20 protein-coding genes are annotated in these 20,582 nt (G+C 61.7%); 4 read left to right on the forward strand and 16 right to left on the reverse strand.

What is annotated here, in order from left to right; genetic code table 11:
* The first annotated feature begins 32 nt into the window (after positions 1 to 32).
* The 3 genes from V5735_RS05515 (at position 33) to V5735_RS05525 (ending at position 2,686) form a co-directional block, all read left to right on the forward strand.
* The gene (locus V5735_RS05515) at positions 33 to 1,799 is read left to right on the forward strand and encodes a cbb3-type cytochrome c oxidase subunit I (protein WP_423745443.1); all 1,767 of its coding nucleotides are present in this window, start codon (positions 33 to 35) and stop codon (positions 1,797 to 1,799) included.
* Between the two features lie 197 nt (positions 1,800 to 1,996).
* Positions 1,997 to 2,263: a DUF7520 family protein gene (locus V5735_RS05520; protein WP_423745444.1), complete on the forward strand. Its 267-nt coding sequence runs from the start codon at positions 1,997 to 1,999 to the stop codon at positions 2,261 to 2,263.
* A gap of 24 nt (positions 2,264 to 2,287) precedes the next feature.
* A complete protein-coding gene (locus V5735_RS05525) occupies positions 2,288 to 2,686 on the forward strand; it encodes a universal stress protein (RefSeq protein ID WP_423745445.1) in 399 nt (132 codons plus the stop codon).
* Positions 2,687 to 2,769: 83 nt separating this feature from the next.
* On the opposite strand, the gene V5735_RS05530 is transcribed toward V5735_RS05525, so the two are convergent.
* The 14 genes from V5735_RS05530 to V5735_RS05595 form a co-directional block, all read right to left on the reverse strand.
* A complete protein-coding gene (locus V5735_RS05530; RefSeq protein ID WP_423745446.1) occupies positions 2,770 to 3,426 on the reverse strand; it encodes a thioredoxin family protein in 657 nt (218 codons plus the stop codon).
* Positions 3,419 to 4,165: an ABC transporter ATP-binding protein gene (locus V5735_RS05535; protein ID WP_423745447.1), complete on the reverse strand. Its 747-nt coding sequence runs from the start codon at positions 4,163 to 4,165 to the stop codon at positions 3,419 to 3,421. Before V5735_RS05535 ends, V5735_RS05530 begins: the two co-directional genes overlap by 8 nt.
* Complete coding sequence (locus V5735_RS05540; RefSeq protein ID WP_423745448.1) at positions 4,162 to 4,920, reverse strand: ABC transporter ATP-binding protein; 759 nt, start codon at positions 4,918 to 4,920, stop codon at positions 4,162 to 4,164. The genes V5735_RS05535 and V5735_RS05540 overlap by 4 nt, the downstream gene beginning before the upstream one ends.
* Complete coding sequence (locus V5735_RS05545) at positions 4,920 to 6,050, reverse strand: branched-chain amino acid ABC transporter permease (RefSeq protein WP_423745449.1); 1,131 nt, start codon at positions 6,048 to 6,050, stop codon at positions 4,920 to 4,922. Before V5735_RS05545 ends, V5735_RS05540 begins: the two co-directional genes overlap by 1 nt.
* Positions 6,047 to 7,009, reverse strand: a complete 963-nt coding sequence (locus V5735_RS05550) for a branched-chain amino acid ABC transporter permease (RefSeq protein WP_423745450.1) — start codon at positions 7,007 to 7,009, stop codon at positions 6,047 to 6,049. The genes V5735_RS05545 and V5735_RS05550 overlap by 4 nt, the downstream gene beginning before the upstream one ends.
* 128 nt (positions 7,010 to 7,137) lie before the next feature.
* A complete protein-coding gene (locus V5735_RS05555; RefSeq protein WP_423745451.1) occupies positions 7,138 to 8,502 on the reverse strand; it encodes a substrate-binding protein in 1,365 nt (454 codons plus the stop codon).
* Between the two features lie 219 nt (positions 8,503 to 8,721).
* Positions 8,722 to 9,333, reverse strand: a complete 612-nt coding sequence (locus tag V5735_RS05560) for an acetate uptake transporter (RefSeq protein ID WP_423745452.1) — start codon at positions 9,331 to 9,333, stop codon at positions 8,722 to 8,724.
* A gap of 196 nt (positions 9,334 to 9,529) precedes the next feature.
* Complete coding sequence (gene acs / locus V5735_RS05565; RefSeq protein ID WP_423745453.1) at positions 9,530 to 11,500, reverse strand: acetate--CoA ligase; 1,971 nt, start codon at positions 11,498 to 11,500, stop codon at positions 9,530 to 9,532.
* A gap of 170 nt (positions 11,501 to 11,670) precedes the next feature.
* Entirely contained in the window at positions 11,671 to 12,432 is a 762-nt protein-coding gene (locus tag V5735_RS05570) for a competence/damage-inducible protein A (RefSeq protein WP_423745454.1), read from the reverse strand.
* Between the two features lie 61 nt (positions 12,433 to 12,493).
* Complete coding sequence (locus V5735_RS05575; RefSeq protein WP_423745455.1) at positions 12,494 to 12,670, reverse strand: hypothetical protein; 177 nt, start codon at positions 12,668 to 12,670, stop codon at positions 12,494 to 12,496.
* Positions 12,671 to 12,757: 87 nt separating this feature from the next.
* Positions 12,758 to 14,458: an acyl-CoA mutase large subunit family protein gene (locus tag V5735_RS05580; protein ID WP_423745456.1), complete on the reverse strand. Its 1,701-nt coding sequence runs from the start codon at positions 14,456 to 14,458 to the stop codon at positions 12,758 to 12,760.
* Positions 14,459 to 14,520: 62 nt separating this feature from the next.
* A complete protein-coding gene (locus tag V5735_RS05585; RefSeq protein ID WP_423745457.1) occupies positions 14,521 to 14,961 on the reverse strand; it encodes a hypothetical protein in 441 nt (146 codons plus the stop codon).
* A 143-nt stretch (positions 14,962 to 15,104) separates the two neighbouring features.
* Positions 15,105 to 15,932: an ABC transporter permease gene (locus V5735_RS05590; RefSeq protein WP_423745458.1), complete on the reverse strand. Its 828-nt coding sequence runs from the start codon at positions 15,930 to 15,932 to the stop codon at positions 15,105 to 15,107.
* Entirely contained in the window at positions 15,929 to 16,999 is a 1,071-nt protein-coding gene (locus tag V5735_RS05595; RefSeq protein ID WP_423745459.1) for an ABC transporter ATP-binding protein, read from the reverse strand. Before V5735_RS05595 ends, V5735_RS05590 begins: the two co-directional genes overlap by 4 nt.
* A gap of 102 nt (positions 17,000 to 17,101) precedes the next feature.
* Between V5735_RS05595 and V5735_RS05600 the strand changes: the two genes are divergently transcribed.
* Positions 17,102 to 17,956, forward strand: a complete 855-nt coding sequence (locus V5735_RS05600) for a winged helix-turn-helix domain-containing protein (protein WP_423745460.1) — start codon at positions 17,102 to 17,104, stop codon at positions 17,954 to 17,956.
* On the opposite strand, the gene V5735_RS05605 is transcribed toward V5735_RS05600, so the two are convergent.
* Both V5735_RS05605 and V5735_RS05610 read right to left on the reverse strand, forming a co-directional pair.
* Positions 17,957 to 18,709 carry a CBS pair associated ParBc domain-containing protein gene (locus V5735_RS05605; protein ID WP_171970513.1) on the reverse strand — a complete coding sequence of 251 codons (753 nt, stop codon included), beginning with the start codon at positions 18,707 to 18,709 and terminating at the stop codon, positions 17,957 to 17,959. It lies immediately after the preceding gene.
* Positions 18,710 to 18,857: 148 nt separating this feature from the next.
* Positions 18,858 to 20,339, reverse strand: a complete 1,482-nt coding sequence (locus V5735_RS05610; RefSeq protein ID WP_423745461.1) for a DHHA1 domain-containing protein — start codon at positions 20,337 to 20,339, stop codon at positions 18,858 to 18,860.
* Between the last annotated feature and the right edge of the window lie 243 nt (positions 20,340 to 20,582).

Here is a 20,582-nt window from a genome sequence, read left to right on the forward strand (position 1 = left end):
CTTTCTTTACCTTGTAGTTCACACGCTCCTCTATGGCAGCTACTGGGCAGATAGCTCTCACCGTAGTCATGGGAGTGTTTTTGCTGGCGGTCGCTTCGTTCCTCGCACGGATCGAGGACTGGCGGTCTTATACACCTCTCAGCAGCGGGGGCTACGGGTACGCAGAATCGACCGGGCAGGCGCATAACGAGAAGCCTGCCGGAATCATTCGTTGGTTTACGACGGTAGACCACAAGGACATCGGCATCCTGTACGGGACCTTCGGCCTCATCTCCTTCGCGTGGGGTGGCATCGCGGTGCTCCTCATGCGGACGGAACTGTTGACACCGAACGCGGACCTATTCAACGCGAACCTGTACAACAGCCTGCTGACGACGCACGGCATCACGATGCTGTTCCTGTTCGGGACGCCCGTCCTGGCGGCGTTCTCGAACTACTTCATCCCGCTCCTCATCGGGGCGGACGACATGGCGTTCCCGCGCATCAACGCCATCGCCTTCTGGCTGCTACCGCCCGCGGCAATCCTCATCTGGATCGGCTTCCCGCTCTTCATGTTCGCCGGTATCGAACCGGCACAGACGAGCTGGACGATGTACACGCCGCTCTCGTCCTGTGGCCCGTCCGCCGCAGCGGCGGGCGCGAGCTGTCAGGCACAGGTCAGTCCGGCGACGGACATGATGCTGCTCGGCCTGCACCTCTCCGGTGTCAGCGCCACCATGGGTGCCATCAACTTCATCGCGACCATCTTCAGCGAGCGTGGTGAGGACGTCGGATGGCCGGACCTCGACATCTTCTCGTGGACCATCCTCACGCAGTCGGGTCTCATCCTGTTCGCGTTCCCGCTCCTCGGGAGCGCGCTCATCATGCTCCTGCTCGACCGCAACTTCGGAACCACGTTCTTCGCGGCGAACGGTGGCGGACCGGTCATGTGGCAACACCTGTTCTGGTTCTTCGGGCACCCGGAGGTGTACATCCTCATCCTGCCGCCGATGGGACTCGTCAGTCTCATCCTGCCGAAGTTCGCGGGGCGGAAACTGTTCGGGTTCAAGTTCGTCGTCTACTCGACGCTCGCCATCGGCGTCCTCTCGTTCGGTGTGTGGGCACACCACATGTTCGCAACGGGTATCGACCCGCGCATTCGTGCGAGCTTCATGGCGGTGACGATGGCCATCGCGATACCGAGCGCAGTCAAGACGTTCAACTGGATCACGACGATGTGGAACGGTCGGCTCCGGCTAACCGCGCCGATGCTGTTCTGTATCGGCTTCGTCTCCAACTTCATCATCGGGGGCGTGACGGGCGTCTTCCTCGGGTCGATTCCGCTCGACCTCGTGCTCCACGACACCTACTACGTCGTCGGTCACTTCCACTACATGGTGATGGGTGCCATCGCCGTGGGAGCCTTCGCAGGCTTCTACTACTGGTTCCCGATTTACACCGGTAAGATGTACCAGAAGTCGCTCGCACACGCACACTTCTGGCTGACGATGATCGGAACGAACGTGACGTTCTTCGCCATGCTGTTCCTCGGTTACGGCGGCATGCCCCGCCGGTACGCGACCTACCTGCCGCAGTTCACGACGTGGCACCAGGTCGCCACGGCGGGCGCGTTCATCCTCGGCATCGGCCAGTTCATCTTCGTCTGGAACATCGCCCAATCGTGGCTCGAAGGCCCACCGGCCCCCGCCGACCCGTGGAACCTCGGCGAGGACGGAATGCTCTCGAAGGAGTGGGACTGGTTCGCAAAGAAGCAGGAAACCGCTCTCACCGACGGCGGCGAAGAACCCTCTGACGAGTAGACTTCTGACGGCGGTCGGTCGACTTTTTTCGGTCGTAGAAAACGAATTAGCTACGTCGACGCGAGCACGATACCCATTACGAACATCAGAACGACGATGCCGGAGAGGACGAGCAGGAGCAGTTCTTTTTCGGACATACTCGGACTTAGCGCCTGTGGATGAAAAGGCTAATCCTTGCCCTGTCGAAAGGGTTTCTCGTGCCATCTCGACTTCGCGGTCGCTCGCTCGTGGTCGGTCTGTACGTCCTTATCGTGTCGTTCGCGGGATTTGTGGGCGTCCTCCTCGGAGCGTTCGGTCCGGAGGACATGCGCCCCGTCAAACTGTTCGGCATCATCCAGTTACAGCCGACGCCGGTTGACCTCGCTATCTTCGGAATGGTGACCATCGGCCTGTTTCTCGGCATCTTGCTCTCGCTGGTCGTGTTCGTCTCCGAGCGATACGATGAGGCGCACCCCAAGGGATAAGACGGCTGCCTTTGACTTGTTACCATGTATCACGTCCTACTCGCGGTGGACGAGACCGAATCGCGCGCGGCGGCACAGGCGAATGCTATCATCGACCTCTCCGAAGCGAAGGCCGAAGTACGGGTCACGCTTCTCCATTCCTTTACCGACAATCCGAGTGGTGCCTCCGCACCACAGATAACGGGCGTCCGACGAGCGAAGGATGCCCTCGAAACCGCTGGAATCGAGACGGATATCGCCGAGGAGAGCGGGAACCCAGCGGACACCATCCTCGATGTCGCCGAAGAGCGTGACGTCGATTGCATCTGCGTCGGCGGGCGCAAACGCTCACCAGCAGGAAAAGCCCTGTTCGGCAGCGTCGCTCAATCGGTCATCCTGACCGCGAAGCGTCCCGTTCTCGTCGCAGGCGAGGGACAGCAGTAGACGGCGAGGGCGACCCGTTACGAAAACAGCTGAACGGTTGAGCGGATGCGTCGTAGACGACCGGCATTCGGAACAGTGACCTCTCAGTCGTACACTTCCCGAAGCGACTCCACCAACGCGTCGGTTCCGATGGCTCCCGTCACCGTCTCCCGGTACTCACCGTCCCGGAAGCAGAGGAACGATGGGGCCTCCGTCACCTCAAATTCGCGTCGGAACGCCACAACGTCGTCTCCGTCGATACCGGCGAACGCTACGTCGTCGGGGATTCCTGCCCGAAGTTCGGGTAGTTTGGCGGCGACGGCCTCGCACGGTTCGCAGTCTCGTTTCCAGACCGAGACGATGCAGGCGGGATGCGTTGCCAGGAAGTCACGATACGTCTCGTCGGTGAGGTGGTTCACGCCGTCGGGAACCGGCGACGACGGGCCGATTTCGGCGACCATCTCGGACATCAGTCCCAGTTCCGCTTCCGTGTACTCCCCGTCCAAATGGGCACGGAGCGCGAGGTAGTAGCTGAATTCGGCACGAGTTACGCCGCTATTGAGAGCCTCGTCACGTGAGATGTGGAACGTCTCGGCGATACTCTCCTCGAACGCCTCGGGCGTGATGCTCGCGTAGGTGTCGTAATATATCGACCAGCGGTGCTCAAACTCGTCCGTGAGCGCGACGGTGCCGTTCTCGATAACTACGCCCTCATCGATGAGGACGTCGAACAGCGCATCCGGACTACTGGTTTCAGACACCAAGGTATCGCTCCCTCGTTTTGTCGTCGCCGCGGAGCTCGTCCGCGGTTCCGTCGAAAACGATCTTCCCTTGGTCTACGACGTAGCATCGGTCGGCGAGTTTGATAGCGGCCGCCGCGTTTTGTTCGACCAGCAGGATGGTTGTTCCGGTCTCGCTGATGCGTCGAATGGCGTCTTCCACGTTGGCGATTATCTGCGGCGCCAACCCCTCGTACGGTTCGTCCAACATCAACAGATCGGTGTTCTGTTTCAGCGCCCTCGCGATGGCGAGCATCTGCTGTTCGCCGCCGGACAGCGTTCCGGCTTTCTGGGTTTTCCGCTCCCGTAGGCGCTCAAACTCGTCGTACACGTCCTCCGTCGTCATGCCGACATGTTCGACCTGTGGTATCGACCGTCCGACCGTGTTCGACTTGTTGTGAACGACCTCCGCAAGATGGAGGTTCTCCTCGACGGAGAGGTTGGGGAAGACGCGACGTTCCTCGGGAACGAGCGAGATGCCTCGCGTGGAGATGTCCTCCGGTTCCATCGTGGTGATGTCCTCGTTCCTGAATCGAACCGACCCGCCGCGCACGTCCGGCGGACGTGCGCCGGCGATACTTCGGAGCGTCGTCGTCTTGCCCGCGCCGTTACGCCCGAGGAGCGCACACACCTCGCCTTCCTCGACTCGCATGGTCACATCCCGCAAGATGTGGCTTTCTCCGTAGTAGGCGTTCACGTCTTCGAGATCGAGCAGACTCATAGCTCGACACCTCCGAGATACGCCTCCTGAACCTCCGGGTGGCCCTGAACTTCGTCGGGTGTCCCTTCCGTGATGACACGGCCACGATTCAGTACGACGATGCGATCGGAGACGTTAAACACGATTTCCATGTCGTGTTCGACCAGTAGGATGGTGAGGCCGAGTTCCTCCTTGACGCGCTCGATGAGGTCCACGGTGGCGTGTGTCTCCTCCGGAGACATCCCGGCCGTGGGTTCGTCCATCAACAGCAGGTCGGGTTCGCTCGCCAGCGCGATGCCGATTTCGAGGCGGCGTTTATCCCCGTACGGTAGGTCGGCGGCGGGGACCTCTCGCTGACCGTGTAACCCGACCGAATCCAGCGTCCGTCGGGTTAACGTGTCCACCTCGGAATACCGTCGCTGATGACGAAGGAAGTTGAACCTGAACGACCCGTGTTCGGCGGCGAGCGCGGCGATACGGGCGTTTTCCTCGACGGTCAGGTCGGGAAAGATGGACGCTGTCTGGAACGATTTACTGATTCCGGACTGAACGACGTCGTGGGGTTCGAGGCCCGTTATCGACTCGCCTTTGAATCGAATATCGCCCGCTGTCGGGTCGAGCATCCGTGTGATGAGGTTGATGAGCGTGGACTTTCCCGCTCCGTTCGGGCCGATGACGCTGACACTTTCGTTTTCGTGAATCTCGAGGTCAACGTCATCGACGGCCACGAGGCCTCCGAACTCCTTGGTGAGCCCGTCGGTATCCAAGAGCGCCATCAGTTATCACCCTCCCGTTCGGCGTCGGTTGGCGGTGCCGAGATTATCTCGCGAACCCGCCCTACGATACCCCAGATTCCCTCGGGGAAGAGAGCGATAACGGCGACGAAGATGAGCCCGAGGATGAGGTGCCAGTACGGCTGAATTGCGGGATTGCCGCTTACGACGTTCTCCACGTAGAGATAAAGCCCGGCACCGAGCATCGGGCCGACCATCGACCCGACGCCGCCGAGGACGGTCATGACGACGATTTCACCGCTCGTCGTCCACTTTAACGACTCGACGGGAACGTACGAGCCGTGAACGACGAAGAGGCTCCCGGCGACACCGGCGAACGCGCCCGAGAGGATGAACGCCATCAGCTTGTAGCGCCAGACGTTCAATCCGACGAACGATGCGCGTTGCTCGTTCTCCCGAATCGCCTTGAACACGAGTCCGTACGGCGAATGGAGGATTCGAACGACGGCGGCGACACAGAGGACGGTGATAGCTCCGACGAACACGTAGAGCCAGTCGCCGAGCAGCGGGACCGGCGTACCGAGTGGAATCGACTCGAACGCCGAGAACGCATCGAGGAATCCGAAGAGATTCCCCACATCTACATCGGTAAAGCCGTTCTCGCCGTTCGTCAATCCTTGAAGCGGCGAGAGCGCGAGATAGTAGGCCATCTGACCGAACGCCAGCGTCAGAATCGAAAAGTAGATGCCACCGCGACGAAGCGAAATGAAACCGAGAATCCACGCCAACAACACGGCGAACAGGGTTCCGACCACCACCATGAGGATCGGACTGCCGTTCACGCTGGCGCTGAAGATCCCGGCGGCGTAGGCCGCACCACCCCAGAAGGCGGCGTGACCGAACGATAGCAGCCCCGTGTATCCGAGGAGCAGGTTGAACCCGAGCGCGAAGATTCCCCAGATGAGGATGAGCGACGCCAGCGACTGATAGCCCCGAAAGAGGCCGCTGATGACCGGCGCACGGACGAACAGCCACGGGAAAACGGCGACGGCGAGCACGGTGAGGACGACGATGGAGCGTTCGCTGCCGAACCGATCCCACGTCGAAACGACGTCCGATTCGATCAGCGAGGGGCCGTCTTCGGTCGTCCGCTCGGACGTTTCGTCGTTCATGGTACAACCTCCTCGCTACCGAGCAAGCCCTGTGGTCGCGCCAACAGGATGATGGCGGCGAGCACGTAGATGCCGACCTGCGACCACTGCGGTGCGACTGCAACCAACGACGAAAGGGTGAGTCCGATGAGAATTCCACCGACGACCGCGCCTCGAATGCTTCCCACGCCGCCGATGACCACGACGAGGAAGGACGGGACGAGCACCTCCATCCCGATGTTCGGATTCACCGCGTAGAGCGTCCCGCCGACGACGCCAGCGATGCCCGCGAGCGCCGCGCCGACCCCGAACACCATGAGATATGGACGGGTGATTTTCACGCCGAGGAGGCGAACCATCTCGGCGTCACGGGTGCCCGCACGGACGACGAGGCCGAAGTCGGTGTACTCGATGAGCAAGTACACGAGCGCGACCAGTACGGCGGTGATGGCGATGACGTAGAGACGCCAGATTCCGATGGTTCCCACCAGCGGTAGGTCGATCGGGCCGCTCAACTGGAGTTCGATGGGACCCAAACTAGTCTGGGCGGGGCGAGCGAAGTTGTAGCTCTGACCGCCGAACAGGATTTTGAACGCCTCTTGGACGACGATGGCGAGGCCGAAGGTAAGCAGGATTTGGTCGGTGTCGGGGCGGTCGTAGAACGGTCTTGCGATGAACCGTTCCATCAGGAGGCCGACTCCGAAAACGATTATCGGGACGATAACGAGCGCCGGAAGGAATCCCAAATCGAGGCCCACCTGTCCGTACCCCCACTCGGCCAACTTCCCGTCGGAGATGGTGATGTTGAGCGTGATGAGGAGTCCGAGATACGTCCCGATAAGGTACAACGCCCCGTGAGCGAAGTTGACGAACTTCAGCGTGCCGAGAATTATCGACAGTCCGATGGCGACCAACACGTAAATGGCCCCCTGCTGAAGCCCGTTTAGTAAGATCGTCGCTAGTTGTGAAACGATACTCACGTCTTCCCCTCCCCGCGGTGTTTAGATATCATGTGTCTGTAGCTTGTCTCATCAATGGTAATCATTCTCTATCATAGTGGTCACGCGCTACCGAACGGAAACGTCGGTGTGCAGCGTGACCGGATCGATTATTTGTAGGAGCCGAGCTCACACTTCGAGGCCGGACCCTGTCCGCACTCGTAACCGAGTTCGTCGCGGGAGGTGATCTGGACGATTTCGAAATACTTCCCGGACTTCTGCTCCGATTTCGGTAGTCCCTTCACGACCGGTACCGCGCGCTGGGCCTGGTGATCGCACTTGCGCATCGTCTCCTGTTCCATCCCGAGGTCGCTGTACTCGTAGTCTTCGAGCTGCTTGATGACTTCCGGCGGATAGAACGTCTCGGCTCGCTCGGCCGCCGCTGCGTACTGGAGTGTTTGGGCGTAGGCGAGCTGTGCAGGACCCGACGGAACCCGTCCGTTGTACTCCTCTCCGAAGAACTTCGTGAACGAGTTCGAGGGTTCGTTGTCGATCTGTGAGTCCCACGCGACGGTGCCGTAGATGCCATCGATCGCGCCGCCCGCGGCTTGTGCCATCGGCCGATTGTAGAGAGGCATCACGATTTCCATGTTCTGGTCCAAGCCCGCTTGAATCGCCCCTTTGAGGGAGTTCGCACCGTCCAGCCCGTAGTGGTTCAAGAACAGGGCGTCGGCTCCGGAATTGGACGCTTCCGAGAGGTACGAGGAGAAATCCTTGGTTCCCAGTGGCGTGGCAACACTTTTGACTTGCGACCACCCCTCCTCCTCGAAGAATTTTTTCATCGATGCCTGCTGGGTTTTTCCCCAACTGTAATCGGCGTACAGTTGGTAGAACTTGAGGTCCTTCCCGTACTCCTTCGTCACCACGGGTGCGAGCGCCTGTCCCGTCATGTAGGCGTTGAACATTTCACGAAAGCCGTATCGTGCACAGTCCTTTCCTGTCGTATCGTTGGAGTGGGTTAGACAGGCCATGAACATTACTTTCTCCTTCTGACAAAGGCCTTGGACGGCGATGGCCACCGCGCTCGATGAGCCACCGGAGATCATCATGACGTTGTCACGGCTTATCATCCGCGAAGCTTGCTTGCGGGCTCGGTCGGAGTCGGTCCCGGTGTCGCCGGTCACGTAATCGACCTGCTTGCCAAGAACGCCGTCGCCCGACAGATCGTCCCAGCTATCGACCCAGCCGCCGCCGTTGTTCAGGTGCTTTACCGCCAATTTGTACGCCCGAAGTTCGTCCTTCCCCTCCGAAGCGTAGGAACCGGACTGCGGAACGTTGAACCCGAACGTCACTTTGTCCCCCTCAACTGGATAGTTACCAAGTGCCGGGTAATCCTCATCACCACCGCCACCGCCGTCACCACTGCCACCGTCGTCGCTCAAGCAGCCGGTCAGGCCCGCGATACCAGTTGTTCCAGCCGCTCCCGCGACCTTAACGACATCTCGACGAGTTAGCCCATCTTTGACGTGTGCCATACTAACACTCACCAATCAATCCATAATAATAGTTAACGTATTATTCCAGTATCGATTGGTTGCATAATAAACGGCGAAAAGGGGGGAGAGTATATATTTCCACCACAGCAGTAGCACTTATGCCCGATTTTTATCAGCACTGGAAAATCATTCGAAAGTAGATATTTAACAGAATCGCGCTTCGGTGTCTCCCGTTCCCTCAAAAACGAGTTCGAACGCTTAATCCGCGGGCTGTGTCTGCTGACCCGGGCTCGATTCGAGGGGCGGACTTCCGAGCGGAATGACCTCCTTGTCGTACGCCCAGTTAGCCACCTCGGCGAAGCTGACGAACATCGCGTCGAGACCGGTGAGGATGCCGACCCAGCCACCGGCGACGCCCAGCCAACCGATGTCGAGGAAGTCGCCGAATCCGAGCAGGTAGAACGTGACCGAGAGCAGGAGGAACACGCTCCAGAGCGCCCAGTTGAGCTTGAACGTGGCGACCCACATGTACGTCGTGAAGACGCCCCAAAGGATGAGCGCCATCCCGAGGGTGGGGACGTTGAGAGGAATCCACCCGGTTTCGGAGAAGATGACGAGCAGACCAAACCACCACCAAAACGCACCGTAACTGGTGAACGCGACGGTGCCGAACGTGTTCCCTTCGCGGTATTCGAGCATTCCCGCCATCAGCTGAATCGTTCCGCCGAACGCGAACGCGAGCGGGACAACGATGAATTCCCCCTCCGCGGGGAGCAGTTTTGCGTTTATCATGCTCAACAGCACGGTCGTCAACCCGAAGCCGACGAGTCCGAGCGGTGCCGGGTTTCCGGTGCTCGTATTTGCGGGCATCTATTTTTCCCCCCACAGCGTGTCTACTCTACGTAACCGTTCATCAACTTCCCCGTAGGTCGTTGCTCGTGTCCTATTTTCAATTGACATTCGTTATACTCCCCTCGTGGTTGTTACCGGTTTCCAACATATAGTATTTACCTATAGAGAAAATATTACCAAAATCGATAAGAAAATTAATGAAAGATATTTATTGTTACTCTTTCTGAACTTTTTCCTGAATATCTTCGACGACATCCGGGTTGCGGAGCGTCGACGTATCACCCAGTTCGTCCTCGTTGGCGATGTCCTCCAACAAGCGCCGCATGATTTTACCCGAGCGCGTCTTCGGCAGTTCGGGTGTGAAGATTATGTCCTCGGGACGGGCGATGGGTCCGATGCCGTCCTCGACGCCCTCCACGATGCGGTCGTACAGTTCGTCATCGCCCTCGTAGCCTTCCTCGGTGATGACGTAAGCGTAGACCGCCTCGCCCTTCACGTCGTGGTGGCCGCCGACGACGGCCGCTTCGGCGACGCCCTTCACGCCGACGATGGCGCTCTCGATTTCCATCGTCCCGAGGCGGTGCCCGGAGACGTTGAGAACGTCGTCCACGCGGCCGAGAACGGTGATGTATCCGTCCTCGTCCAACTTCGCGCCGTCCTCCGGGAAGTACACCCACTCGTCCGCGTCGGGGTCGGAGTACTCGGTCCAGTACTCGCTGATGTAGCGGTCGTCGTTCTTGTAGACGGTTCGGAGCATTCCGGGCCACGGCTTCTGTACCGTGAGGTAGCCCGCGCGTCCCGCCTCGACCGGTTCGCCCTGCGTGTCCACGATTTGCGCGTCGATGCCCGGAAGCGGTGGTCCAGCGCTGCCGGGTTTCATCGTGCCGATGGCCGGAAGCGTCGTGACCATCATGCCGCCCGTCTCTGTCTGCCACCACGTGTCCACGATGGGGCAGTCCTCGTCGCCGATATGTTTGTAGTACCACTTCCACGCCCGCGGGTTGATTGGTTCGCCGACCGTCCCGAGCAGTCGAAGACTGGACAGGTCGTGTTTGTCGGGATACTCGGGACCCCACTTCATGTACGCCCGAATCGCCGTCGGGGCGGTGTAGTAGACGTCCACCCCGTAGTCCTCGACGATTTCCCAGAGACGGTCCTTCTCGGGATAGTCGGGGGTTCCCTCGTACATCACGCTGGTCGTCCCGAGCGAAAGCGGCCCGTAGACGATGTAGGAGTGGCCCGTAATCCACCCGATGTCGGCGGCACACCAGTAGGTGTCCTCGGGTTTGACGTCGAGGACGGCGTGCGAGGTCCACGACACGTAGGACAGATAGCCCGCCGTGGTGTGTTTGACGCCTTTCGGCTCGCCCGTCGTTCCCGAGGTGTACATCAGGAACAGCATGTCTTCGGCGTCGCGCTCGACGGGTTCGACCTCGGCACCCTCCTGTTCGGCCACGATGTCACCGTAGTCGTGTTCGTCGGCTCCCATCGGGTGGTCGTACTCGTCGCCGAGTCGGTCCACGACGACGGTCTCCACGTCGTGGTCGACTTGCGAGACACCTTTGTCCGCCTTCTCCTTGTGGTGGAGCGGGTCGCCGCGCCGGTAGTACCCGTCACAGGTGATGAGGTACTCGGACACCGCGCTCTCCATCCGCGTCGCGAGCGCGTCGGCCGAGAATCCGGCGAAGACGACGCTGTGGGGAGCGCCGATGCGCGCACACGCCAGCATGGCGATGGGCAGTTCCGGTATCATCGGCATGTACATCGTCACCACGTCGTCCTCGCCGACGCCCATCTCGCGGAGTGCGGCCGCGAACTCGTTCACCTTGCGGTGGAGTTCCTCGTACGTGAACGTCCGCGTCTCGCCGAGTTCGCCGATCCATTCGATGGCCACCTCGTCCCCTCGGTCGTCGAGGTGTCGGTCGAGACAGTTGTACGATGCGTTCAGCGACCCGCCGGTGAACCACTTGTAAAACGGCGCGTCGTCGTCTTCCAGCACGGTGTCGTAGTCCTCGTACCAGTCGAGCAGGTCGGCCGCCCGCTCCCAGCACTCCGGCCAGTTGTCCTCGAACTCGTCGTAAATCTCGGGATCCGACACGTTCGCCTGCTCGACGAACGATTCCGGTGGCTCAAACGATTCTGCCTCTTCGAGCCGCGCTTCGAGTTCCACGGTATCGTCTGTCATATATCCATGCTAGCATGCTTTTACGAGGTGCATAAAGATATGCTATGTTCGCCGACCATTTAGAGAATCGAAGTTGAAATCCATCGACAGAATCGGGATGAAAACTATCCCCTTCGGTCCCCGTCGTCTCGCCCGATTTCACCGTTCATCTCGCGCCCGGTTCGGTCCGCTCATTCGACGCGTCGTTCGCCCGCCGCATCCGGTGTCACTTCCTCGACGTTATCGCGCAACCATGTCGTCGCGGCGGCGACCGCTTCGGCGTCGGTCGATGTGACCTTCAATCGACCCGGGTCGTCGTCGCGCCCCGGATAGCTTCCGACGGCCACGTCGAAGCGCTCCCTGACCGCATCGAGAACGTCGCCGAGCGCGCCCTCGGGTGCCGGTGTGTACATCGTCTCCGAGACGACTTCCCCGCCGAACTCGTCCGCGACGAGTTCGAACATGGCCTTCATCTCGCGGGGAATGCCGGGGAGGACGTAGACGCCCTCGACCGCACAGCCCGGTGCCCACCCGACATCGGTAAGTAGGGACCGCCCATCGGCGGGCAGCGTCGCGGCCTCGTCGAGGTCCAAATCGAGGTCGTACTCGTCGGTCAACTCGGGGTTTTCCTCCGCGAACCGGCGCGCCTTCGCTTCGAGACGCTCCCGGACGTCCGTATCGACGGCCTGTTCCCGGTCGAGCGCGGACGCCACCGCGTCCATCGTCACGTCGTCCGGCGTCCCACCGAGTCCGCCGGTCACGATGACCGCATCGAACGACTCGTTCCACTCTCGAACCGTGTTTTCGATTACTCCCTCCTCGTCGGGGACGGTCATGATTCTCCGAACCGACCCGCCCCGGTCGTGGATTTCCGTCGCCAACCACGTCGCGTTCGTGTTCACCGTGTCGCCCGCGAGGATTTCGTCGCCGACGGTGAGAATAGCCACTTCCATGGGTTCGAACTATCGCACTCGACGGATAAAAATCGCTCCACCGGATTGCCTTCGGTAACTATCACGTGTCGGCGTCCGTCGGCGCTACTGCCCACCCGACGGTGAACAGCGTCCCGACGGCAACGAGGAGGAAGGCGAGGAGTACCCACGGCGTGTGTGGAACCGCTATCACGAGAAAGATGGCGAGCAGCGTACACTGCAGTCCGATAATCGGCGCTCGAAGCTCGTCTGCGCTCATACTTCTCACGCAACGGTTGGGAAAATAAAGGTCGCGAATTCGGTCTCACCGACGCTACTCGTCAGCCCGGTTCAATCTTCGCGGACGTCAGGCCAGTCCAATCTTCTCCTGATACGTGCCGTGTTCGGCCTCAAACACGTCCATGATTTCGCCCATGGTCGCGTACGCCTTCACCGCGTCCACGATTGCGGGCATGACGTTCTCGTCCTCGTCGATGGCCGTCTGCAGGTCGTCGAGAGCCGCTTCGACCGCCTCGTCGTCGCGTTCCTCCTTGACCTCGGCCAGTCGGGTGAGTTGACGTTCTTGGGTCTCCTCGTCCACCTTCAGGATTTCCGGTTTGGTGTCCTCCTCTATGTCGTACTTGTTGACGCCGACGACGACTTCCTCGCCGTCCTCGACGCGCTCTTGGTACTCGTAGGACGCCTCCTGAATCTCGCGGTGGAAGTAGCCGCGGTCGATGCCTTCGAGCACGCCGTCTCTCACCGAACCGTCGCCCATCTCCTTGATTTCCTCGATGTAGGCCATCGTCTTCTCCTCGACTTCCTCAGTGAGGGATTCGACGGCGAAACTGCCGCCGAGCGGGTCGATGATGTCCGCCGCGCCGCTCTCCTCCGCGATTATCTGCTGGGTTCGCAGGGCGACGCGGACGGACTGCTCGCTCGGGAGCGCGAGCGCCTCGTCGAAGCTGTTCGTGTGGAGGCTCTGGGTGCCGCCGAGGACGCCCGCAAGCGCCTGAATCGTCACGCGGACGATGTTGTTCAGGGGCTGTTGTGCGGTGAGCGACTGCCCGGCCGTCTGCGTGTGGAACTTGAGCTGTTTCGACTTCTCGGACTCCGCGCCGTACCACTCGTCCATCACGGTCGAATAGATGCGGCGACCGGCCCGGAACTTCGCGACTTCCTCGAACAGGGAGTTGTGCGAGTTGAAGAAGAAGGAGAGTTGCGGCGCGAACTCGTCCACGTCGAGGCCGCGCTCCATCGCGTCCTCGACGTAGGCGAAGCCGTCGGCGAGCGTGAACGCGAGTTCCTGTACCGCCGTCGAACCCGCCTCGCGGATGTGGTAGCCCGAAATCGAGATGGGCTTGATGTTCGGCGTCTCGTCCACGGCGAACTCCACCGTGTCGGTAACGATATCGAGCGACGGTTCGGGCGGGATGACCCACTCCTTCTGCGCGATGAACTCCTTCAGCATGTCGTTCTGGAAGGTGCCACGGATTTCGTCGCGGGGGACGCCCTGCTGGTCGGCCAGCGCGACGTACATGGCGAAGATGACGGGCGCGCTCGGATTGATGGTGAAGCTTGTCGAAACCTCGTCCAAATCGATGCCGTCGAAGAGGATTTCCATGTCGCGTAGGGTGTCCACCGCCACGCCCTCCTTGCCGACCTCCCCGTCGGAAAGCGGGTCGTCCGAGTCCTTGCCCATCAGACTCGGCATGTCGAACGCCGTCGAGAGCCCCGTCTGCCCGTTGTCGATGAGGTAGTGGAACCGCTCGTTGGTCTCCTCGGCCGTCCCGAATCCGGCGAACTGGCGCATCGTCCACGTTCGTCCGCGGTACATCGTCGGGTAGACCCCGCGCGTGTAGGGGTCTTCGCCCGGATAGCCGAGGTCCTCCTCGTAGTCGAGGTCGGACACGTCCGTCGGGTCGTACAGGTCGTCCACTTCCAGATTCGAGACGGTGGCAAAGCGGTCCTTCCGCTCCCCGAATCGCTCCAGAACGGGCGAGTGGGTCTCGTCCTCCCACTCCTCTCTGGCCTGCCGGATTTCCTGCAGGTCGTCCTCGTCGTACATGCAGGTAGTTTCTGCCGGGCAATCCATTAAGGATTCGGTGGCGATTTTTGCGTCGGTTTCCGTCAGCCGAGGATGGCGACGGACACGCGGTGCGGTCCCGCGGCCGTGTCGAGTTCGACCGCTTCGACGAGGTGGTCGCGGACCCGCTCGCGCCACGCCGCGACCGCGGCCGCGTGTCGGTCGTGGTGGACCTCCACGTCGTACTCTCCGTCGGGGTCGGCGACGGTCGGGTCGGTTTCGTCGACCCGCGGATAGCTCGGCGCATCCTCGGCGACGAGTTTTCGCGGCGGAATTCGAATCGGGGCGGGACCGCCGAGACCGTCGTCCACCGGTTCGCTCTCCTGTACCACGTGGAGTCTGGCCCGCACCCGCCCGGCGAACGGGGCCGTGATTCGAAGCACCGCCTCCCGCCCCCGCTCGTTCGCTTCGAGCGCGGTCACCAGGTCGTCCGCGTGGACCACGACGACGCGGATGACCGTCGGGTCCCTGCTCTCGCCCGGCATGCGTTCCGATGGGTCGCGGAGCGAGTTGTAGGTACCGCCGATGCGCTACCGTACCGACATCGACTCGGTACCACCGACCCGGTCACATCGACTCGGTAGCGGCGGACGCACGAGCCGAGTCCGTGGTCGAGAGAAGAGCGAGTTCAGTAGTGTCCCAGCACGCCCTTCCGTCGGGCGCGACGCGCGGCCAGCTTGAACGCGTAGAAGCCGAGCAGGCAGTATCCCACCGCGGTCACGACGAGCACGCCGAGGTCGGCCGCCGGGAACTGCCACAGTCGCACGCCGTCCTGCATCGCCCGTTGGAGCATCGCGCTTCCCTGCACCAGCGGGAGGTAGCGGAGCGGTCCGAAGTCGGCCGCCGGAGCCGCGATGAGACCGATAAGGACGAACTGCATCAGCTGTGAGAGGTTCTCGACGCGCTTGTACAGCAGCGCGAGTCCGGCGAAGACGAACCCGATGCCGACGACGGGCAGGAGCGTCAGCACGATTATCGGCCCTATCGTCGGCAGGTCCACGGCGAGCGACTGACCGGTCGTCACGAGCATCAGCGGGAGGATGATGGCACCCCACAGCATGCTCTCCAGCAGATACGCGACGACGCTCGCGGCCATGACCGACCCGAATCCGTAGGGTGACATATACAACTGCTCCAGCGTCCCCCACTGCGCTTCGCGCGTGACGCTCGACGCGAGGCTGAAGTACGCCGCCAGCGCCATCGTCCAGAGGAACCACCCGACGATGAGACCGCCGAACGTGTCCGAGAGCGCGCTCGCGCCGCCGATGCTCCCGGCGGCCGCCTTCCCGCCGAAGAAGATGACGGCAAAAAAGAGGTAGACGGTCACGATTTGTGCGAGCGTGTTCATCGGATAACGGACCAGCAGGAACGCGCGCTTCCGGAGGACGGCGGCGAAGAGCGTCGTCGCTCCGGCGACGTCAGACCCCGCCGACGAATCGTCGTTCCGGTAGCTCATCGCGCGTCACCGTCCGCCGCGACCTCCTCGGTGTCGTCGGTGATACTGAGGAACACTTCCTCCATGTCGGGTTCGACGGAGGTCATCGACGCGACGGAGAGGTCGTTCGCGCGGAGGAAGTCCGCCAGTTCGTAGAACCCGTCGTCCGTCACGGACACCACGAACCGCTCCCGCTCGGCGCGCCGCTCGAAGTCCGCGGCGTCGAACGCCCGTTCGAGGTGCCGTCGGGACTCGGGCAGTATCTCGCCGGTGACCTGCACGTCGTATGCCTGTGTTCGAAACAGGTCGAGCAGATTGTCGAGGCTGTCATCCGCGACGACGTGACCGTCGCTCATGATGATGACGCGGTCGCAGATGTCCTCGATGACGTCCATGTCGTGACTCGATAGCAGGATGGTCGTCCCCGTTTCGTCCGCCAGATTTCGGAGTTCGGCCCGCAACTCCAGCGAACTCTCGATGTCCAAGCCGAGCGTCGGCTCGTCGAGGAAAACGACGTCCACGTCGCGCGCCAGCGTGCACGCGAGCGACACCTTTTGCTTCATCCCGCGGGACAGTTCCCGGACCGGCGTGTCGGCCTTGTCCGCGAGGTCGAACTGGTCGAGGAGCGTTTCGTGGCGGTCGCGGGTCGCCGCCGGACGTTGCCCGGACAGCGCCGCGAAAAATTGCAGGTTCTCCCGCACGGTCAGTCGCCAGTAGACGTTTCGTGCTCCCTCCAACATCGCCCCGACGTGCCGGTAGGCCCGCTTCGTGTCGGCGTGCACGTCGATGCCGTCGATGAGCACCCACCCGTCCGAGGGCAGTATCAAGCCCAAAATCGACTTGATGGTCGTGGTCTTTCCCGCGCCGTTCGGCCCGAGCAATCCGACCACGGAACCGCGGTCTACTTCGAACGAAACGCCGTCGACCGCGGTCACGCCGTCCGATTCGCTTCCGTATCGTTTCCGGAGGTTTCGAACGCGGACGATGGGGTCGGCGTCCGTCTCCGTCGTTGTGTCCTCTGTTACCTCCCCGTCTACCGCCTCGGTTTCGGCGGTTTCCGATTCGGTTCGGGACGATTCAACGCTCATAATAGTATCAGAATATTGGAAGACATAACGGTTTCCAGAACGCTGATTCAGTTACTTATTTGATACGAAACCGTTATGCGGCGACGCCGGAAACCAACGTGCGTGACCGACGACGATTCCGACACCCTCCCACCGTCCGAGGCGTTCGCGCTGTTCGCCGACGAGACCCGCGTCGCCATCGTCGAGGCGCTCGCCGAACAGATGACTGCCGAGGGAAACGACGGACTCTCGTTCGCCGACCTCAGGCGCGCTGTCGGCGTCCGCGACGCGGGGCAGTTCAACTACCACCTCTCGAAACTGTGCGACCGATTCGTCGTGAAACGCGACGGCAAGTACTACCCGCGCTACGCGGTCCTCCGACTCGTCGGCGCGATACACGAGGGGTCGTTCACGGAACGAACGGAGCCGCGGTCAGAGACGTTGGACTGCGAGTGTCCGAATTGTGGACAGTCGTTGACGGGAGTTTTCGAGGACGGGTTCGTGAAAATGGAGTGCGACGAACACGACATGCTGTTCCAAACGAGCGTCCCGCCACGGGCCGCCGCGGACCGGTCCGTGTCGGAGATAGTGGCGTTCGCCAACGAGGAAACGCAACACCACATACAGAAGGCGATAGACGGAACGTGTTTCATCTGTAGCGGACCGCTGTCCGTCGAGAAACCGCATCGGACCAGCAGCGACCAACTCGTCACCGAACTCGCCTGTGACTCCTGCTGGTTACGAATGCACCTTCCCGTCGCCACATCCGTCATCCGCCATCCCGCTGTCGTCTCGTACTTCCACGAACGTGGAATCGACGTTCGAACGGTTCCTGTCCTCTCGTTCGACTTCGTGTGGGACGACCTGACGGAGGTCGTTTCGGAGGACCCGTACAGGGTTCGCGTCACCGTCGGCGAAGAGGCGGACGCGCCGACGCTGACGCTCGACGGGGATTTGAACGCCGTGAACGTCGAATAGCTACTGCAACCGCTTCGTCGTCTCCATCAGCGGGTGGCGGGCGTAGTCAACGACTTGGATGTCGTCGATGCTTTCGAGGCCCTCCTTTCGCGCCGTCTCCGCCATGCCGAGTTCGACCCGGTGGTCGGTGATGATGACGTAGGCGTCCATCCGCTCGATATCGAGCCTATCGGCGGCTTTCGCCCGGTGATGACCGTCCGCCAGCAGGAGGGTGCTGCCGTTCTCGATGACGACCAGCGGTTCGGCCAGTCCGCGCTTCATCTCGTACACGCGACCCTCCAGTTCGTCGGCGTAGACCTTGCCCTGCGTCGGTACGAGGTCGGCGAGCCGAACCTTCCGGCGGCTCTGTGTGACCTCCGTATCGTGGATGGATTCGAGGGTGCGCATGAGCTTCCCCACCTTCTCGGGGGTGACGCGCTCTATCTGGCTCCGGATGAAGTCGGTGTTGGTGATGATACCGACGAGGTTGCCCGCGTCGTCCACGACCGGGAGCTTCTGGATGCCCGACCGGAGGATGACCCGGGCGGCGTCGTTGACCACCATGTCCGGGTGGGCGACGATGAGTTCCTGCGTCATCACCTTGAAAATCGGTTCCTTCTCGTCGGCGAGCAGGAGGTCGCGGGCGCTGACGAATCCTTCCACGCGTCGGCCGTCACACACCGGGAATCCGTTGTGTCCGTCGCTCTCGGCGATTCGCCGGGCGACCTCCTCGACGGTCGCATCGGGGGATACCGTCGCCACGTCGCGGGTCATGTACTCCTTGACTTTCGCTTTGATGCCCTCGGTTCCGCCGTCGGAAGCGATGCGAACGCGAGACGGTGACTTGCGGCCCGCTTCCTCCTCGGCCTCGTCCATGTGGAGTATCGATGCCCCGGTGAGGGAAAAACTTCCCGACCGGGAGTCACTCGTCGTCCGCGAGTTGAATATCGAACGCCGCGACTCGCTCGGGATCCGAATCGAAATCGTCGGGTCCCGGACGGGAGCGGACCGTCTCGAAGAACCGGTCGGTGATGATATCGCCCACGATGGTCGAGAGGGATTCCTCCTCGTCGTCCTCGACCTCGCCGAGCAGACCCAACGGAATCTGTGCGCCCGCCATGTCGGCGTGCCCGCCCGCGCTTCCTATCTGCCCGAACGCCGCCCGCATGGTTTCCCCGAGGTCGACGTCGGTGCCGCGTGCGCGCGCGGAAACGTACACCGTTCCGTTCATGAAGCCGAACACGAGCGTGACCGTCACGCCGTCCATGTTGAGCAATCGGTCCGCCGCCTGTGCGAGCGCATCACGGTCGGACAGCGACCCGACACAGCTCGCGAGCACCGTCCCATCGAGTTCCCGGTTCCGAATCGCCCGGGAGATGGTCTCGAACGTATCGGCGCTGATGGAGGGCGTCTCGACGCGGTCCAAGGTGCTCGTATCGGCGTGCGGGAGCAAAAACGACGCCGCCTCGAAGTCGGCGACGGACACCTCGCGGGTGAAGTCCTTCGTATCGACGCGAATGCCGTACAGCAACCCGGTCGCGACCCGCTCGTCGGGGGAGATACCGAGCTGTTCCAAGTGGTCCGCGAGCAGCGAACTCGTCGCCCCGACGCCGCTTCGAAGGTCGACGAATCGCGCTTCGACGGGGTGGTTCGGCGGATGGTGGTCGATAACGACATCGACGGGAATCTCCTCCGGCAGTTGGTCGTTGACGCCCGGACTGGAGTGGTCGACCAGCGCGAGTCCGGCGAACTCCGAGACGTCGGCACCGACTTCGAGGTTCCTGAGGTCCAAGTCGAGCAAGTTGACGAACGCGCGATTCTCCTGATGCGAAATCGCCCCGAAGTAGCACGCTTCGGCCTCCGTACCGACCGATTCGGCCATCCCTTCCAGCGCGATCGCGCTGGCGATGGCGTCCGGGTCGGGATTGTCGTGCATGAAGATACCGAGCTTGCCGTCGATGTCGCGGAGGGTCCGTTGCAGTTCGTGCGTACGAAACGCGGTATCCCCGTCCGTCAGCGGAAGCAAGTGGTCGACGAGCGCCGCGCCGGGGTCGATGAACTCGTCCGCCAGTTCGTCGAGGTCCGCCCGCATCTCCGTCGACGGGCCGTCACCGGCGTAGACGACGAGATAGGCGTCGGGATGGACGTCGCGCAACGCACGTGCGGCCTGTCGGTTTTGCTCCGTGTCGTCCCCGAAGATGAATGCGAGGTCGACGGCTGGCCTCTGTGCGACTACCTCCGGGTCCGTCGGGTCGCCGCGGGTCGCCGAAACGCCCTCCGTTCGGAGCGTTTCGACTCTACTTTCGCTCTCGTCGACGACGACGAGGCTTCCGGACCAGTCGGCCACCGATTCAACGATGGCATGCCCGACGGAACCACAGCCGAGCATGAGCCGCGAAACCATCTTACCCCCGATTCATAGTCGGACACCTAAAACTTGTTGGGAATCCGTTTACAGCGTCGAGCTGCAAAAATCGGGCGAGAGACGCACTTTACGCGGCGATTCGAGCGGCGAAAACGTGTCCGAATGGCATCGATATCTCCCGGTCGCTTTGTGCGATGCGGATGGCTCACGATTTGTACGATACGGGCGACTCACGACCGAAATCGTCGAATCGAAAAGACGAAAAACGCGAACGGAAATCGC

The organism is Haladaptatus sp. SPP-AMP-3, assembly GCF_049568665.1.
GTDB classification, from domain to species: Archaea; Halobacteriota; Halobacteria; order Halobacteriales; family Haladaptataceae; genus Haladaptatus; species Haladaptatus paucihalophilus.

Excerpts from the sequence above, each read along its gene's own strand:
- acs (WP_423745453.1), bottom strand. The coding sequence starts at position 11,500 with ATGACAGACGATACCGTGGAACTCGAAGCGCGGCTCGAAGAGGCAGAA.
- V5735_RS05595 (WP_423745459.1), bottom strand. The coding sequence starts at position 16,999 with ATGAGCGTTGAATCGTCCCGAACCGAATCGGAAACCGCCGAAACCGAG.
- V5735_RS05610 (WP_423745461.1), bottom strand. The coding sequence starts at position 20,339 with ATGGTTTCGCGGCTCATGCTCGGCTGTGGTTCCGTCGGGCATGCCATC.
- V5735_RS05555 (WP_423745451.1), bottom strand. The coding sequence starts at position 8,502 with ATGGCACACGTCAAAGATGGGCTAACTCGTCGAGATGTCGTTAAGGTC.
- V5735_RS05585 (WP_423745457.1), bottom strand. The coding sequence starts at position 14,961 with ATGCCGGGCGAGAGCAGGGACCCGACGGTCATCCGCGTCGTCGTGGTC.
- V5735_RS05540 (WP_423745448.1), bottom strand. The coding sequence starts at position 4,920 with ATGGCGCTCTTGGATACCGACGGGCTCACCAAGGAGTTCGGAGGCCTC.
- V5735_RS05515 (WP_423745443.1), top strand. The coding sequence starts at position 33 with ATGGCAGCTACTGGGCAGATAGCTCTCACCGTAGTCATGGGAGTGTTT.
- V5735_RS05575 (WP_423745455.1), bottom strand. The coding sequence starts at position 12,670 with ATGAGCGCAGACGAGCTTCGAGCGCCGATTATCGGACTGCAGTGTACG.
- V5735_RS05525 (WP_423745445.1), top strand. The coding sequence starts at position 2,288 with ATGTATCACGTCCTACTCGCGGTGGACGAGACCGAATCGCGCGCGGCG.
- V5735_RS05535 (WP_423745447.1), bottom strand. The coding sequence starts at position 4,165 with ATGAGTCTGCTCGATCTCGAAGACGTGAACGCCTACTACGGAGAAAGC.
- V5735_RS05605 (WP_171970513.1), bottom strand. The coding sequence starts at position 18,709 with ATGACCCGCGACGTGGCGACGGTATCCCCCGATGCGACCGTCGAGGAG.
- V5735_RS05570 (WP_423745454.1), bottom strand. The coding sequence starts at position 12,432 with ATGGAAGTGGCTATTCTCACCGTCGGCGACGAAATCCTCGCGGGCGAC.
- V5735_RS05560 (WP_423745452.1), bottom strand. The coding sequence starts at position 9,333 with ATGCCCGCAAATACGAGCACCGGAAACCCGGCACCGCTCGGACTCGTC.
- V5735_RS05545 (WP_423745449.1), bottom strand. The coding sequence starts at position 6,050 with ATGAACGACGAAACGTCCGAGCGGACGACCGAAGACGGCCCCTCGCTG.
- V5735_RS05590 (WP_423745458.1), bottom strand. The coding sequence starts at position 15,932 with ATGAGCTACCGGAACGACGATTCGTCGGCGGGGTCTGACGTCGCCGGA.
- V5735_RS05580 (WP_423745456.1), bottom strand. The coding sequence starts at position 14,458 with ATGTACGACGAGGACGACCTGCAGGAAATCCGGCAGGCCAGAGAGGAG.